Below are 16,225 nucleotides of genomic sequence, written 5' to 3'. Positions count from 1 at the left end.
TATCGCCCCGCCTTACGCTAGGCCATTGCTGCTGAAGGCCGCCCTACCCTGCTGGTTCTTGCGTTGGTGCCCGTCCGTGTCCTGCCTCGCAATCCGTCCTACAGAACAACACTCCATCCTCCCCTTCGATTGTGGTATCCGCATGACGGTTCATCTTTGGCTCAAGTTGCTTATGGCCACCTTCTGCGTTGTTGGTTTTTCCATCGGGCGCGTTTCGCAAGCTGCGGAATCTGGTGCGAAGATCAGTTATCAGCGACAAATCGAGCCGATTTTCCGCAACCACTGCCAAGGCTGCCACCAACCGGCGAAATCACTCGGCGGATTCGAAATGACGCAGTTCGAGCATCTGCTCGGGGTCGGCGAAAGCGGTGAACAAGCAATCGTGCCTGGAGCGCCGGATCAAAGCCATTTGCTTCGACAGATCACCCCGGTCGACGGGGAAGCGGACATGCCGAAGGATCAGGCCCCTCTCAATGCCGCAGACATTGAGCTTATCGCGCAGTGGATCGCCGAGGGAGCGGTCAGCGACCAGCCTGACCAAGGTCCGAAGTACACCGCAGATTCCCCTCCGGAGTATACCCGAGCTCCGCTCATCTCCGCGCTCGCCTATTCCAAGGATGGGCAGTGGATCGCCGTGAGCGGTTTTCAGGAAGTGTTGCTACTGAATGCCGATACCTTGGCGATTCAGCAACGTCTTATCGGATTGAGCGAACGTATCGAGTCTCTTGATTTTTCTCCAGACTCCACCAAATTGGCCGTGACCGGTGGAATTCCAGGGGAACTTGGGGAGGTGCAGCTGTGGGAGGTGGCGTCTGGCGAACTTCTACTCAGCCACCAAGTCGGATACGACACGGTGTATGGAGGAGCTTTCTCGCCAGACGGTTCTTTGATTGCATTTGGATGCACCGACAATACGGTGCGTGCAATTGACGCTCAAACCGGCATGCAACGTCTCCATCAGGGGGCTCACGATGACTGGATCTCCGCTTGCGAGTTCACCCCCGACGGCAAGCACTTGCTTTCCGCCGGACGCGACATGACCGTCAAGCTGACCGAAGTGGAGACGGAGAGGTTTGTCGACAATATTACCTCCATTACGCCCGGCGCGCTGCGCGGGGGAATCTACTCTTTGTCCATGCACCCAGAGCGTACCGAAGTGTTCGTGGGTGGCGCCGACGGCATCCCGAAGGTCTACCGAGTTTTCCGAGAAACAGAACGACGCATTGGCGACGATGCCAACCTGATTCGCCAATACCCGGCGATGCAAGGGCGTATTTTTAGTGCTGAGATCTCTCCCAACGGCAAGTACCTGGCAGCCGTCAGTACGCTGGATGGTACCAGCTGGCTACATGTCTACCCCTACGATTTCGATGGTGAATTGCCCGAGGATGTCAAAGAGGCGATGTCGCAACGCGTTACCCAGCGCACGCCAGAGCAGAAGAAACTGATCGATGAATATACCAATCAAATTTCAACGCCGGTGTTTGAATTGGAGCTCGCCGGGGAAAGTCTGTATCGCATTGCCTTTTCTCCGTCGGGAGATCGCATCGTCCTAGGAGGAAACGGCGGACAATTGCACGTCCTGGCGGTGCCCAGTGGGGAGCGACTTTGGGACACATGTCCATTCCCCTTGAATGCCGAACACGCAGATTCCGTAAGCAGCTCCTCGCACTTGGCGGCCACAACCGGATTGCCTCCCGAACCAAGCTCACTGCCCAAGGAGACTGAAGAGAGAGCTGGCTTACCAGACGACGCGATCGTGGAACTACTGGTGTCTCCCACTCAAATTGAATTGGCAAGTGTTCGTGACTCCGTGCAGTTAGTGGTCACGGCAATCTATGAGTCTGGGCAACGCTGCGACGTCACACGCTTAGCGACGCTGACGAGTCCTCACGCAGCAGTGACGCTATCTCCACTGGGAGTCGTCCGACTCGAACCGACCGCGAAAATGCCGTGCCCTTCTGAACCGTTGCCACTGACGATCCAATGGGGCTCGCAATCAATTCAAGTTCCGTTTGACGCGACCGCCGTGACTGAACTTGCAGCCACCGATTTCATCCGAGATGTAAATCCACTCATTTCGAGATTGGGGTGCAATTCAGGCACCTGCCATGGAGGCCAAAAGGGGAAGAATGGTTTCAAGTTATCGTTGCGTGGCTATGACCCACTCGAGGATCTTCGAGCCCTGAGCGACGATCTAGTTTCCCGTCGCTTGAACACCGCTGAACCCGATGCGAGTCTGATGTTGCTCAAGCCGCTTGGCAAGGTTCCCCACGAGGGTGGCGTCCTGTATACCGAAGACAGCGTTTACTATTCCACCTTTCGCGACTGGATTGCTCAGGGTGCTAGTTTGAATCGCGATTCCGCCAAAGTCGCCAAGATCGAACTTTATCCGAACAATCCCGTCATCGAGCGCGAAGGCTCGTGGCAGCAATTCCGCGTGGTAGCACACTATCCAGATGGAACAACTCGCGATGTCACGCAAGAGGCATTTATCGAATCGGGCAACAGCGAGGTTTGTAAGAGTTTCCAAGGAGGACGCGTCCAAGGAATTCGACGAGGTGAAGCTCCCATTCTAGCGCGTTACGAAGGAACCTACGCGGCTGCCACCGTAACAGTCATGGGGGATCGCAGCGGTTTCGAGTGGCAGCCACAGGCGGGATACAATCGTATCGACGAATTGGTCGCGACAAAGTGGGAACGCATGAAACTGCTACCTTCGGAAGTCTGTGAAGACCATGTGTTTCTGCGGCGTGTCTACTTGGACTTGGTGGGATTACCCCCCACCGGTGAAACGCTAAAAGCCTTCCTCTCCGATCCGCGTCCAAGCCGCACGAAGCGTCGCGATTTGATTGATTCTCTGATTGGAAGTCCCGACTACGTCGACCACTGGACGAACAAGTGGGCCGATTTGCTGCAAGTCAATTCAAAATTCATCGGTTCCGATGGAGCCAAAGCCTTCCGAGATTGGATTCGGCATTCCATTGATACCAATCAACCCTACGACGAATTTGCCCGCGAAATCCTGACCGCCTCAGGATCCAATAAGGAGAATCCACCGGCGTCGTACTACAAAATTTTGCGTGATCCCGACATGATCATGGAGAATACCACCCACCTATTCTTGGCGGTGCGTTTCAATTGCAACAAGTGTCACGACCATCCCTTTGAACGGTGGACCCAAGATCAGTACTACGAGATGGCCGCCTTTTTTGCTCAGACGGCACTAAAAGAAGATCCTGCCAGCGAGGGGAAGAAGCTGGGCGGATCGGCCATCGATGGCGCCAAACCGCTGTATGAAGAAGTGGTTGAAGATCCCCAAGGTCAAATGTTGCATATCCGAACTGGAAAGGAAGTGGCACCGGCATTCCCCTACGACTGCGAATTCGAATGCGACCAGGATGCCAGTCGCCGCGATCGTTTGGCTGCTTGGATTACCTCTCCAGACAACCGCTACTTTGCCGCCAGTTTTGTCAATCGCTTGTGGGGTTACATGACCGGTACGGGATTGATCACTCCACTCGACGACATTCGAGCCGGCAATCCGCCGACCAATCCGGAGCTTCTGGAGCACCTGACGCGGGAATTCGTCGACAGCGATTTCGACGTTGAACACATCATTCGTTTGATATGCAATTCTCGCACTTACCAACTCTCCATTGCGACGCATGCTTGGAACGCTGGGGATTCCATCAACTATTCACACGCAAAGGCACGGCGTTTGCCTGCCGAGGTGTTGTACGACACGGTCTATCGCGTTACCGGCGCAGTCTCTTCCATTCCGGGAGTTGAACCCGGAACACGGGCGGCGTCGCTTCCGGACGTCGCGGTGCAACTGGAGGACGGGTTCCTGAACAACTTAGGACGGCCTGTCCGCGAGAGCGCCTGCGAGTGCGAGCGATCCGACGATTTGCAACTCGGTCCCATCATGGCGTTGGTTAGCGGACCAACGATTGGCAAGGCGATCAGCGACCCGCTGTGCGCACTGCCCAAAATGGCCGCTACCGAATTGACGGAAGACGAAATGGTGCGAGAGATCTACTTGCGCATTCTCTGTCGCGAAGCAAGTGATGAAGAGGTTGCCACCGTACTCAAGGCGGCAGAGGACATTGCTACGGACCATCAGCAGATGACGGAGCATCTGTCCGAGAAAGAACATTGGTGGGAGGGGGAGCGCGCCAGGCTCGAAGCAGAGCGATTGGAGGCCTTGGCGGTCACGGAGAAAGCCATCGTCGATCGCACAGCGGCCATCGCTGAGCAGCGCGCCCAACTCGAACGGGAACGGTTGGAGCGCATCGCCTCCGTGGAAGAGGCCTTGGCTGACTATGGAACGAAGGCAACCCAACGCGTTGAAACATATCTTGAGAACAATTCGGTTCATCCCAACTGGTACCCTCTTTCTGCCAGCTCGCTGGCAGCATCCAACGGTGCCACCTTAGTACCTCAAGCCGACCGCTCGATTGTCGCCAGCGGAAAGACCGACAAAGGGACGTACACCCTCACGTTCAAGACACCCTTGCGTAGCATTCGTGGTTTCCGCTTGGAAGCGTTGCCGGTTGAGGGAATTCCTGGCGGAGGACCGGGGTTGCCCCCCAATGGAAATTTTGTGGTTACGGAGATCGAGCTCTCCGCTAAGTCGCTGAGCGATCCGGCAGTAGAAAGCAAGGTTCAACTGGCGAGCGGAAAAGCCGATTTCTCTCAAAACGGATTCTCGCCAGAAGCTGCTTTCGATGGACAGAAAGAGGATCAAGGCGGCTGGGCCGTTTCGCCCAACGGCGGAGTTGGCCACTGGGCAGTCTTCCAGACCCAGTCCCCCATCGATTATGAGGGGGGCGTCGAGCTCACCTTCGTGATCCATCAGTACCATAACGCAGCGCACCACCGGCTAGCCCATTTCCGACTATCCGTAACGACCGATGATGGCGAGATTCCCTTGGGCCTGCCCGAGGAGTTTGCTGCCGGGCAAGCGTTAGACGCCAGTTTGAGAACTGCTGAAAACTTGCCCGCGCTCTTCAGCTACCTCGAGAAGAGCGACGCTGAGGGAGCCAAACTGCGGAAAAACTTGGCAGACGCGCAACGCGTCGTCCCCGAGGATTCGCAATTGGTCGCCCTGCGCGGCAAGGCGGAGAAGTTGCGGGTAGAAACGGCCGAGGATCCTAAGCTCGTTCAGCTAAGAGCCGACGTGGAGACGAGTCGCGAACAGTTGACTCATCGCCGTCTGACACTCGCTCAAGATCTTAGTTGGGCCTTAATCAATAGCCCCGCTTTTCTCTTCAATCACTAGATTCCCGTTCAACGCGTCTCGGTTGCATCATTAGCCTCCAGCATAAGTTACAGACCTCACCAAGGAGAGTCGAGTATGTTCCGAATTCAAGGTAGTCCCGGTAAGGATTTATGCGATCCCCATCTGCAGGTCTCGCGCCGCGACGTAATGCGTGTCGGAGGGTCTGGTTTACTCGGCCTCACCTTGGGCAGCATCCTGAAGCTGCAGTCGCATGCCAACGAGGCGCAGGTCGTCCACTCACCAGGCTGGGGCAAGGCCAAGAGTGTGATCATGGTCTACCTGCAAGGGGGACCAAGTCACCTAGATTTGTGGGACCCCAAGGAGAATGTCCCCGAGAATGTCAAAAGCGCCTTTTCGAACATCTCTACCAAGATCCCGGGTATCGCATTTACCGAGAACTTACCTCAACTCGCTCAGATCAATGACCGCTTCTCGATGATCCGATCGATGAGCTACACCCCCAACGGACTGTTCAACCATACGGCCGCAATCTATCAATTGATGACCGGCTACACCACTGACAAGGTGAGTCCGTCTGGGCAATTGGAGCCACCAACTCCTAAGGACTTCCCCAACTTTGGCTCGAACATCATTCGGCTAAAGCCGACGAGTGAACCGATGTTGCCATTCGTGATGCTTCCCAGACCGCTGCAGGAAAGCAACGTTATCGGCAAGGGTGGCACCGCTGGCTTTCTAGGCAAGGCCTTCGACCCCTACACGCTCTATCCCGATGGCGACGATATGGATATGGCCAAAATGGAACGCATCAAGATCGATGACCTCCAATTGCGTCCCGACGTTTTTTCGGTGCGGCTGGAACGGCGGGCCAAGTTGCGGGATCTGGTGAATGCCAAGATGCCCGAAATTAATAACGCCGTCAAGGATTTTGAACTCGATGGCTATTACGATCAAGCACTGAATCTCATCGTCTCCGGGCGTGCCCGCGATGCCTTTAGTCTGTCGAGTGAAAAGGCGGAATTGCGGGATCGCTATGGACGAAACACTTTCGGTCAAAGCTGCTTGCTGGCTAGACGACTGGTGGAAGCGGGCACCCGTGTCGTGGAAGTGATTTGGCCCAAAGTTGCCAATTCCGATAATCATTCCTGGGACCATCACTCTGGACTTACAGAGCGCATGAAGGATCGCTCTGCTCCGATGCTCGATTCAGGGTTGAGCACTCTCATTGAAGATCTTGATGAACGCGGCATGCTCGAGGAAACACTCGTGGTGGCCATCGGAGAATTTGGCCGATCGCCGCAGCGCGGTGTTTCCACGTCCGGCAACAACAATTCCGCTGACGGCCGCGACCACTGGCCATACTGCTATACCGCAATCGTGGCTGGCGCTGGAGTCAAACGTGGTTACGTCCACGGCAAGAGCGATAAAACCGCCTCCGCGCCGCTAGAGGATCCCGTACATCCCATCGAACTGCTGGCATCCATCTACCATGCCTTTGGTATTGCGCCAGATACCATCGTGTACAACCATCTAAACCAACCGAGAGAGCTTGTGAAAGCGGAGGCGCTAACCGCGATTTTTAGTTAGCATGTCTCCCGAGATCTCGTGCCCAATGTACTTGGGAGTTGAGCCCTGGAGGGCTTATCCCCCAGTGGAACACGAGCTGCCGCCACTCCGTGCAGGCAGCGTCCTTGGTGGACTGCACGATGCGTGCGTTTCCTGCCGCGATGCGTCGCCCAAAGGCGTTCACTCGCCAGCCGACTTACCATCGAAGAAGTCGGTGAACTCGACCGCCCGCTTGTGGCACGATGGCTGAAGAGCATTCTCAGGTCTACTGCAATGGTGCACCTCTAAGGACCGTCGAAACAGTTGTTGGCGGATAGTCGCCGGAACGCTCCGCCGGTTCGATCGGGAAAATGTCGATCAGCGGAGCGACTTGGCGACACTCATCGTTCCGAGGGGCCTAACCAGGCTGTAAAGGCATACACCTTTCCTTGCTCATCGGGCTGTTGATTTAAACGCAATTTGAATTTTAATGCGGAGGTAGCATCCTTAATTGCCTTGTAGCGGAGGTTATCTTGCCTTGCTCACGCGGGGGTTACTATTTCAACAGCCCGTCATGCAGCGAGTTACGATTTCAATCGCCCAGCACGCGCTCCACAGCCCAGCACGCGGCGGGGTGCGATACCGGCAAGCCCGCGTGCACGTTTCCGAACCGTTGTCGGACGTGATGGAAGATGGTGCTCCCCATCCGGTGCGCTACTCGTCACGGTCCGTAAGCTTCGCAGAGCAGCTAGAACGTACTTGGACGGTTCGCGGAAATCCGATATGTTGAGGCTTTAACCCCTCGTCTCAGGAATCCCCATGCCCGATCCCATTCAACTCGAAGAAAAACAGTTTGGTCAATGGGTTGAGGTTGTATTCGACTGCATGCCACTGCGAACAGTGCCGAGGGTCGACATCCCCATTGACGCGTCTCCAAAATTGGCCGAGAAAATGCTGCGAGTAAAGCGTGCGATCGAAAAGCACGGAACGCTCAACAGCTACTATCTTCACAATGCCACCTGCACATTTCACCTGACCAATGATCCTCAGCAGGGGATGATGCAGTATTCTTTTGAAGGGGTGGTGCTCACCGATCAAACCGACTTGAAGCCCATTAGTTGCGATTTCAAGATCGAGCTTCTGAAGGAAACTTGCAGTTGGTTGAATCAGGCGATTGTCGACTGGCTTGCAGAGACCGTGCAACGGAGTGTATTGGTGGAGTTTGAGAGATATATCCGCGCCGGAGACCTGACCAAAGCCATCGAGCGGTTGGAAAAGCTCCAACAAGCCGAAGAGGAGTCGGGCGGATTTGTCGGCATGTACCTATAACGGTGCCCGCTGTTAACAGTGCCCGCAGCGAGACACCTCGTCCAAACCGAGGCTTGACCGATCCCACCCTATGCCGTGGCTGCGCGGCAAGCTCGGTTCCCAATTGCCAATGCTTTTGAGCCGACTATTCTTGGCGAGGAGCATCGCGTTTGACCAGGCAAAAGATTCCCCAGCAAACGCTGAGAACTACGGCCAACCCAACCAGTCCGATGCCCAAGACAATGATCAATTCGAGTATGCCTAAATTAAACATGTGAAGTTTCCTTGCAGTAAAAATTGCCCCATATTACTGGTATTCGGGAAATGGTCGTCAATCTTGGGATAGATTGGCCTATCATCCGGATTTTACCACGCTGGTAGGGCGACATGACCACTTGGCGGTTAAAATACCCATCTCACCGCGCTGGTTGCTTGGCAATCGTTTTGTCCTCGCTGTTGGCCGTCAAGAATCAGCACGCGCCCCCCTGCCCGCTCGCTCGTACACCAGTTATCAGCAAGTACCGAGTTTCCCACCACGCCCATTGATAGAGCCAACCCATGAAGCTTCCATATCTCGTAGCCCTGCTCCTTATGAGTTTTCCATCTGTTTCGGCCGCGGAGCCAGTTCGCGAACGCATCGAGTGGATCGACATTTGGGTCACCAACGCCGACCAAGACGACCTGCCGCGAGTTCTGTTGGTGGGAGATTCCATCGTGCGAGGCTATTTCGCTGAGACCGAGAAACGGCTGTCTGGCAAGGCCGCATGCGCGCGATTGACCACCTCGAAATGCGTGTCCGATCCAACCTTCAACGAAGATCTACAGTTACTGCTAAAACAGTACAAATTCGACGTCATCCATTTCAACAACGGTCTTCACGGTTGGGGCTATGACGAGGAGCAATACCGTGAAGGGCTGTCCAATACCGTAGCTGCCTTGAAGAAGCATGCACCCCACGCGAAGCTCATCTGGGCCACGACCACACCCGACCGAGATAAGTCGGATCTGCAGAAGTTCGGAAAACGCGCAGAGAGGGTGAAAGATCGCAATCGAATCGCGGCTGAGATCATGAAACAGCACAGCATTCCGTCGGATGACCTCTTCGGTCTGGTTGAAAACCATCCCGACTGGCAGTCGAATGACGGCGTGCACTTCAATGCCCAGGGCAAAGAAGCTCAAGCGAGCCAAGTAGCGGAAACGATCCAAAAACACCTGCCTTGACTCTTCAAGGAGTGCCAGCCGACTCTCCCTCATCAACCGGATCGATCCTGGTGGACCGCCGCGGCGTGACGCTGAACGCGCCGCCAGCAACGAATCCCCCGACGGAAACCACCGAAAGTCGGCTTCGACTTTTGGGGCGTTTCCGATCGCAATTCCTCACGGGCTGTTGATTTAATCGCAATTTGAATTTTAATGCGGAGGTTATCTTTCCTTGCTCACCGGGCTGTTGAAATAGTAACCCGCCGCGTCAGCAAGGATAGGTGGTCGCCACTGCAGGGCGATTGGGGGTGCTACCTGCACGTTAAAGCTCAAGACGCTATTAAATCAACAGCCCGTCACGCGGCGGGTTACTATTTCAACAGCCCGCTCACCGACGGTTTTGCTGCGTCATTCCTTCTAAGTGGGCAGTTTCTTGTAGCGGAACTTCCGCACTTCATCTTGCCCGATGCCCAGGCGTTCCTTGCGTTGTTGTTCGTAGGTATCGAAGTTGCCTTCGCACCAGTGAACGTGGCCATCCCCCTCAAAGGCTAGGATGTGGGTGGCGATACGATCCAAGAACCAGCGATCGTGGGAGATGACAACCACACAGCCCGCGTAGTTCAGGATCGCCTCTTCCAAGGCCCGCAAGGTATCGACATCGAGATCATTGGTTGGCTCATCCAAGAGCAAGACGTTCGAACCACGCCGCAAGAGCTTGGCCAAGTGAACTCGATTGCGTTCCCCACCAGACAGCACACCGACCTTCTTTTCTTGATCGGGGCCACGGAAATTGAACTTGGAAACATAGCCGCGTGAATTCATCTTTCGGCCTCCCATTTCCAACACATCGTGTCCACCACTGATGACTTGATAGACCGTCTCGTCGGGGTTGAGCGCATCGCGATTCTGGTCGACATAGCCGAACTCAACCGTCGGACCGACGCGTAGAACACCCGAATCGGGCTTTTCTTCTCCGGTCATCATACGGAAGAGCGTTGTCTTACCTGCGCCGTTGGGCCCAATCACGCCCACGATTCCACCCGCTGGGAGCTTGAAGTTCAAGTCCTCGATCAGCACGCGATCGCCAAAGGCCTTGGAGACACCTGCAGCATCAACCACCAATTCCCCAAGGTGTTTCCCAGGCGGAATTTGGATTTCGAGCTCCTCTGGCTTATCCTCAAACTCCTCAGCAACCAATTTCTCGTACGACGAAATACGTGCCTTACTCTTAGCCTGCCGCGCCTTAGGCGACGAACGAATCCACTCGAGTTCTTTGGCCAACGTCTTTTGACGGCTAGCCTGAGAACGCTGTTCGCGCCCCAGACGCTCTTGCTTTTGGACTAGCCAGGACGAGTAGTTTCCTTCGAAGGGGTGACCTTCGCCACGGTCCAATTCAAGAATCCACTGTGCAACGTTGTCCAGGAAGTAACGATCGTGAGTTACGGCTACCACGGTGCCTGGATACTGGTGCAGATGCTGCTCCAACCAGTGGATGGATTCTGCATCCAAGTGGTTGGTCGGTTCATCGAGCAGCAGCAGGTCTGGTTGTTCGATGAGCAGTTTGCAAAGCGCCACGCGTCGGCGTTCACCGCCCGACAGCGTGGTGACAGCGGCATCGCTGGGGGGCAGGTTCATGACGGTCATCGCCACTTCCACCTGGCGATCGAGCTCCCACAGATTGTTGGTATCGATCTCGTTCTGGAGACGCTCCATTTCGTCATTGAGTTTTTGGAGCTTAGCCTCGTCGGTGACTTCCCCCAATTCCATGCAAATCTCGTTGTAGCGGTCGAGCACTCGGCGGCGTATGGCCACCGCTTCCTCAACGTTTCCCTGCACGTCTTTGTCGGGATTGAGCTGCGGTTCTTGGGGCAGGTAGCCAGCGGTAAAACCTTGCGTCAACTTGGCTTCGCCATCGAACTCTTTATCCACGCCCGCCATAATCTTCAGCAGCGTACTTTTCCCAGCTCCGTTGGCTCCCAGCACTCCAATTTTGGCGCCTGGGTAAAATGACAGCCAGACCTCCTTGAGCACCTCCCGAGGCCCGTGCTTCTTGGTCAATGACTCCATTTGGAAGATGTATTGGCGACCCATTGCGTTGATCCTAAGAGTTGCTTCGTTAACTGAGTGAGCTCATTCGCTACGAATTTACCCTGAGTTGGCCGCCCCACAACCCGTAGCTGCGAACCATTTTCCACTCCGCTCGCAACAAGTGCCCTGGACTAGGCGCAGAAGAGGGGGCGAAAGCCTTCTAGGCTTTGAATCTGGCATGCAAATAACCTACAATGCGAAGGGTCTCCCCTCCCCTTATAACTCGCCTCAATGGACACTACATCGATGTACCGCACCTTCCTCGCACTTGCGTTGGCTCTGACCTCCCTGAATCTGACGAATTTGCCTCGGGTTTCGGCCGAAGAAAAGGGAGAAAACGCTGCTGACGGACCGTGGATCACCTCAGTCGCCTGGTCGGCCGAGGGGCAATTAGCCGCAACGCAATCCCAAGGCCTGTTGCTGCGTCCCGCTCAAGTGGTCAAGGCTACCGCTGCCGCCCCGGCAGAGCTCGAAGTCGTCGGGGAAGCGGAAACGTCACTGTGGAGCCTCTTGCCAATTTCCGACAGCCAATATCTGGCCAGTGATTACAAAGGTGGTGTCTATCTATTTGGTGACGGTGAGCCCCAACGCTTTACATCGGAGTCGCGTTGGATTCGTGCTTTGGCTGCCTCCCCAACGGACGGCGAAGTATTGGCTGGCACCGAGGACGGCAAACTTCTGGTTCTGTCCATAGCCGATAAGTCTCAGTCGAGAAGTGTTGAGGTCGGCGGCGCCGCGATCTTTGATATTGCGGTCAGCCAATCGGGCGAGCAAATCGCCGTGGCACTCGGTGACGGATCCGTGAAAGTTCTGAGCTGGCCCAAGCTCGATGTCCTCAAGGACATGCAGGCTGGCCATGATGCCCTGTGGAGCGTTGCATTCGTGCAAGAGGATACACGGCTCGTGACCTGTGGAGCCGGACGGACACTCGGATTATGGGACTTGGCCCAAGGCAAGCAACTGCTCTCGATCGCTAGCACCAGTGATTGGGGATCCAGTTTAGTTGCCTTGCCTGAGTCGAACTTGGTAGTTGCCGGTGGCCTGGATGGCGTATTAACCGTCGTTGATCACCACACCATGCACAGCGTCTCACGGGAGAGCCGGCTAGAGAGCGGCATCTGGTCCATGGCGCTGTCCGCAGATGGACAGACCTTGGCCGTAGGAACTCGGAAACACGGCATGCAACTAGTGCCAGTCGCTCCCTGGATCGAAGCCGGCAAGCTGGCTGCGGAATCGGCCGCCCAAGAACACCCACCAGCTCCCTAAGGGCGATTGGGCAGCCTTGTGAATGTCAACGCGCGTTGACAGCGAGAGGTACTCTCTGTAGCCCACGAAAGCCGCTAGCAGTAGTGGGAACCTCGGTTGTTCAAACCAAGGGCCCACTACGCTCGCCAGCGAGCCCTCCCCACCGAAGCCCACTTTCGTAGAAGTAGTTCGAAACCTGCAACCCTCAATGGACTTAGGGTTCCGCCTGGCGTTGGTTCGGTCGAAGATTTTTCCACCGCAGCTTGCGCGTTAGCCACCGTTGCTGGTTTCTCCACCCCTTCACGGGCTGTCGAAATAGTAACCCGCTGCGTGAGCAAGGAAAGATAGTTGCCGCTACAGGGCAGTATGGGACGCAACCTCCGCGTTAAAATTCAAATTGCTACTAAATCAACAGCCCCTTCAAGTCGGGGCTTGTTGATTCAAGAGGTTTTTTTATTTAAGTGGGTTATGGCGTCGCGAATCGCCCTATGGCCGCGAACACTCTGTCTTTGCATGCCGAAATGTTGAAACAGCTACCCGTTGCTGGAGCAAGGAAAGGTGATTACCCCAACAGGGCAATTAGGGATGCTACCGCCGCGCTAAAAGTCTACTTGCTCTGACCTCAACAGCCCGTTGCGGAGCGGATTGCGAATTGAACAAGCGAAGTTGGCTAGGGGCCACCGATGGTTGATTCGCATCGAGTAACTAGGCTGAGCAACAGGCAAGCGGCTAACACGCGGTCCCCGCAGAAGAACAGGGCAAATTGGGGCCCCAACCAAGGAGCGATGCAATCCGGAAATTCGAGCTAGAAATAGACTGGATACTTGCTCTCGATTTCACTTCCGCGTGGTGGGCGAGGCGGGTCTCCGAAAGAGCCGGCGAAACCGGTGCGCAGTCCAACCTGGTCCCTTCCCTTAATACTGAACGTCAGGATAGGCTGAGCATGCAGATGGACTGAACTTCACCAGAGGGGGGGCGAACGCGTGCCGCCCGACTTTCTGTCCGGCCCGAAGTGTACATTTATCCGTTACAATCGCTCTAATAGTAGCGTGCTCGCAAATGGAGGTTTGGTGCGCTCGACTTCCAAGAACCGAGCTGCTGTTTTGTGCAGATGCGTTTGGTTATGCTTAGAATAGCGCACTGCCAGCGGTTGCTTGGCAGCGCCCTGGCATATTTGCGGCGACACTAGGCAGTTCACTGGAGGCATCGCTTCGCCTCCCAGCTGGGTTTGTGAAGGTATCTGTAGTGCTAAAACGACCGACGGACAATCTCCGAGTAGGCCGCGAATCCGAGGCTGCTACGCTTTCCGTAGCACCTGTCGGTCGCCAGGACTACGCGTCGGCAGCGTCGCTCAGCCCTGATTCAGGTCGCTTTCAGCAGATCTTCGATCCCAATGCACAGGCTTTCTTCGTTAGCCTCCTGTTTCATGTTGTGCTTTTATTGGGTTTGGCAGTCGTTCCCCTGGTGGTTGTGAGCACTAAGCCGGAACTATTGTTGACATCGGAAATTCCAGTCGCGGACGAAGAGTTCGCGATCATTGAAAACGTAGCAATCTCCGAGACTCCTTCCACTGAGGTTGGCGCCAATAGCAACGCCGATGCTTCGATGGCACTGAGTTCCGCACCAGTCCTGGCAGAAATGTCGGCCATTCCTGCTCCCGGGTATGAATCGCTCGAATTCAATACAACGTTCGAGCTCAATAGCCAGTTGAACCGAGCGGTGGGGCTAACACGGAGCGATGTTGTGGTCAAAGGCATGACCGGTGTAGGCACGACCGGTACCGACGGTGCCGTGGACCGCATCACCTATGAGATCTTGCAAGCCATGGAGGAGCGGCCAACGCTCGTGGTTTGGTTTTTTGATCAATCGGGCAGTCTGCTGAAACGCCGTCAAGAGATTCGCGACCGCTTTGATCGCATCTACGAAGAGCTTGGAATCGTCGGTCGCTCTAAAACGGAAGACGGTAAACGACTGCCGATTGAAGATGAGCCACTGCTGACCAGCGTATTTACCTTTGGCCAACAAGTAAATCTCTTAACCGCACAGCCCACGGCCGATCTCGATGAAATTCGGCAGGCCATCGACTCCATTGAGACCGATGTCTCGGGCGTCGAACGCGTTTTTTCAGCGATCTACAAAGGGTGTGATAAATTCAAACGCTATCGCAGCCAGCGTACCGAAGCGGGCCCCCAACGCAACGTGCTCTTCATCGCTGTTACCGACGAGCGCGGAGATGACGCAGCGGGCCTAGAAGCGACGATCAAGGCATGCCGCAAATATGCGATCCCCGTCTACGTCGTCGGAGTGCCTGCCCCCTTTGGTCGCGACACCACTTTCGTCAAATATGTCGACCCCGATCCGCAATACGACCAAACTCCTCAATGGGCAGAGGTCGATCAGGGCCCAGAATCGATATTGCCAGAGCGTGTCAAGCTCGGCTATCGCGATGATTCCTATTATGAACCGGTGATCGACTCCGGCTTCGGGCCCTTTGCGCTAAGCCGGTTAGCTTACGAAACGGGCGGGATCTATTTCACGGTTCATCCCAATCGTCGGGTCGGACAACGGGTGCGCCGCGGCGAACTAGACGAATTTGCTTCCGATGTCTCGTACTTTTTCGATCCTGAAGTCATGGGCAAATACCGTCCTGACTATGTGTCGGAAGCGGAGTACATGAAACGCGTTACCGAGAGCCCCCTGAGGCAGGTCATTGTGCGAGCGGCCCAGCTTCCACGCATCGATACACTTACCAATCCTCGCACACGCTTCGTCAAAGCGAGCGACGCTGGCCTGGTCAATTCTCTGACGACCGCACAACAACAGGCGGCTCGTCTGGAGCCGCAGTTAGCAAGCCTGGCACAGCTTCTCCTAAGTGGCGAAGAACACCTCGACCGAGAGATTTCACCGAGATGGCTCGCCGGATACAAGCTCGCGTTGGGGACGGTACTGGCCCACAAGGTGCGAACGGAAGCGTACAACGCAATGTTAGCCAAGGCCAAACGCGGTATGAATTTCGAGAAGGATGAGAGCAACACTTGGGTCCTCAAGCCAGCTGCGGAAATCAGCGTTGGCAGTCGCTTTGAAAAGGAAGGCGAGCAAGCAACGAAGCTTTTGAGCGAAGTTGCTGAGCAGCACCAAGGCACCCCCTGGGGGTTACTTGCGAGCCGTGAGCTGAAGAACCCGGTAGGTTGGAAATGGGAGGAGGAGTTTACCGATCCCAATCCACCGCCTCGTGCCGGTGGTGGAGGCAACAATCCGAATCCGAGACCTCCCCAAGATGACGAAGCACGAATGCTGGCCAAGCCACCGCCGAAGCGGCCACTCCCCAAGCTATAGAACGCTATCGCGGGATCGTTGGCAGCTCCGCTCCTCTCCAGGCTACCCATGGGGGTGTGCAGGTAGTGGACGAAGCAAAAGTCCATTGCAGCTCCCCGCCTAGAGCACACCTTCACTTCTAGAGCCACTTCTAGCGCAGAGGTCGACCTAGCATCACGCAGAGTAACTCTATGGCTCTGAGTACTTCGGCACGAGCGATGAGCCCGAACTGCGGTGTTTCTCTGCAGGGAGCGTCGCCGCGAGAGTTACGCGAGCTTGGCG

General features: G+C 55.6%; 8 protein-coding genes. 6 read left to right on the top strand and 2 right to left on the bottom strand.

What is annotated here, in order from left to right:
• Window positions 1-142: 142 nt before the first annotated feature.
• The 3 genes from Q31a_RS14905 to Q31a_RS14895 all read left to right on the top strand — a co-directional run bounded on the left by Q31a_RS14905 (window position 143) and on the right by Q31a_RS14895 (window position 8,116).
• Window positions 143-5,284 (top strand): DUF1549 domain-containing protein, encoded by a 5,142-nt coding sequence (locus Q31a_RS14905; RefSeq protein WP_145079295.1) that lies wholly within the window; start codon window positions 143-145, stop codon window positions 5,282-5,284.
• 75 nt (window positions 5,285-5,359) lie between these two features.
• On the top strand, window positions 5,360-6,829 hold the full coding sequence (locus tag Q31a_RS14900) for a DUF1501 domain-containing protein (RefSeq protein WP_145079292.1): 1,470 nt from the start codon (window positions 5,360-5,362) through the stop codon (window positions 6,827-6,829).
• Between the two features lie 777 nt (window positions 6,830-7,606).
• Window positions 7,607-8,116 carry a hypothetical protein gene (locus Q31a_RS14895; protein WP_145079289.1) on the top strand — a complete coding sequence of 170 codons (510 nt, stop codon included), beginning with the start codon at window positions 7,607-7,609 and terminating at the stop codon, window positions 8,114-8,116.
• Window positions 8,117-8,240: 124 nt separating this feature from the next.
• Here Q31a_RS14895 and Q31a_RS31145 read toward each other — a convergent pair whose 3' ends face one another.
• A complete protein-coding gene (locus Q31a_RS31145; RefSeq protein WP_261342718.1) occupies window positions 8,241-8,369 on the bottom strand; it encodes a hypothetical protein in 129 nt (42 codons plus the stop codon).
• A 284-nt stretch (window positions 8,370-8,653) separates the two neighbouring features.
• Between Q31a_RS31145 and Q31a_RS14890 the strand changes: the two genes are divergently transcribed.
• Window positions 8,654-9,316, top strand: a complete 663-nt coding sequence (locus tag Q31a_RS14890; protein WP_145079286.1) for an SGNH/GDSL hydrolase family protein — start codon at window positions 8,654-8,656, stop codon at window positions 9,314-9,316.
• A 396-nt stretch (window positions 9,317-9,712) separates the two neighbouring features.
• Here the strand turns inward: Q31a_RS14890 and ettA are convergent, their stop codons facing one another.
• A complete protein-coding gene (gene ettA, locus Q31a_RS14885; RefSeq protein WP_145079283.1) occupies window positions 9,713-11,386 on the bottom strand; it encodes an energy-dependent translational throttle protein EttA in 1,674 nt (557 codons plus the stop codon).
• Between the two features lie 228 nt (window positions 11,387-11,614).
• Between ettA and Q31a_RS14880 the strand changes: the two genes are divergently transcribed.
• Together Q31a_RS14880 and Q31a_RS14875 are read left to right on the top strand one after the other, a co-directional pair.
• Window positions 11,615-12,649: a WD40 repeat domain-containing protein gene (locus Q31a_RS14880; RefSeq protein ID WP_197356832.1), complete on the top strand. Its 1,035-nt coding sequence runs from the start codon at window positions 11,615-11,617 to the stop codon at window positions 12,647-12,649.
• 1,224 nt (window positions 12,650-13,873) lie between these two features.
• On the top strand, window positions 13,874-15,964 hold the full coding sequence (locus tag Q31a_RS14875; protein WP_145079277.1) for a vWA domain-containing protein: 2,091 nt from the start codon (window positions 13,874-13,876) through the stop codon (window positions 15,962-15,964).
• Window positions 15,965-16,225 lie beyond the last annotated feature (261 nt).

It is taken from the genome of Aureliella helgolandensis, from assembly GCF_007752135.1.
In the GTDB taxonomy this organism is placed as follows: Bacteria; Planctomycetota; Planctomycetia; order Pirellulales; family Pirellulaceae; genus Aureliella; species Aureliella helgolandensis.
The sequence above is the reverse complement of the archived record's forward strand: the minus strand, read 5'-3'. Positions and strand labels throughout refer to the sequence as shown.

Bases quoted from the DNA above. Each gene is read 5' to 3' on its own strand.
- Q31a_RS14905 (WP_145079295.1), top strand. From the start codon at position 143: ATGACGGTTCATCTTTGGCTCAAGTTGCTTATGGCCACCTTCTGCGTT.
- Q31a_RS14900 (WP_145079292.1), top strand. From the start codon at position 5,360: ATGTTCCGAATTCAAGGTAGTCCCGGTAAGGATTTATGCGATCCCCAT.
- Q31a_RS14895 (WP_145079289.1), top strand. From the start codon at position 7,607: ATGCCCGATCCCATTCAACTCGAAGAAAAACAGTTTGGTCAATGGGTT.
- Q31a_RS31145 (WP_261342718.1), bottom strand. From the start codon at position 8,369: ATGTTTAATTTAGGCATACTCGAATTGATCATTGTCTTGGGCATCGGA.
- Q31a_RS14890 (WP_145079286.1), top strand. From the start codon at position 8,654: ATGAAGCTTCCATATCTCGTAGCCCTGCTCCTTATGAGTTTTCCATCT.
- ettA (WP_145079283.1), bottom strand. From the start codon at position 11,386: ATGGGTCGCCAATACATCTTCCAAATGGAGTCATTGACCAAGAAGCAC.
- Q31a_RS14880 (WP_197356832.1), top strand. From the start codon at position 11,615: ATGGACACTACATCGATGTACCGCACCTTCCTCGCACTTGCGTTGGCT.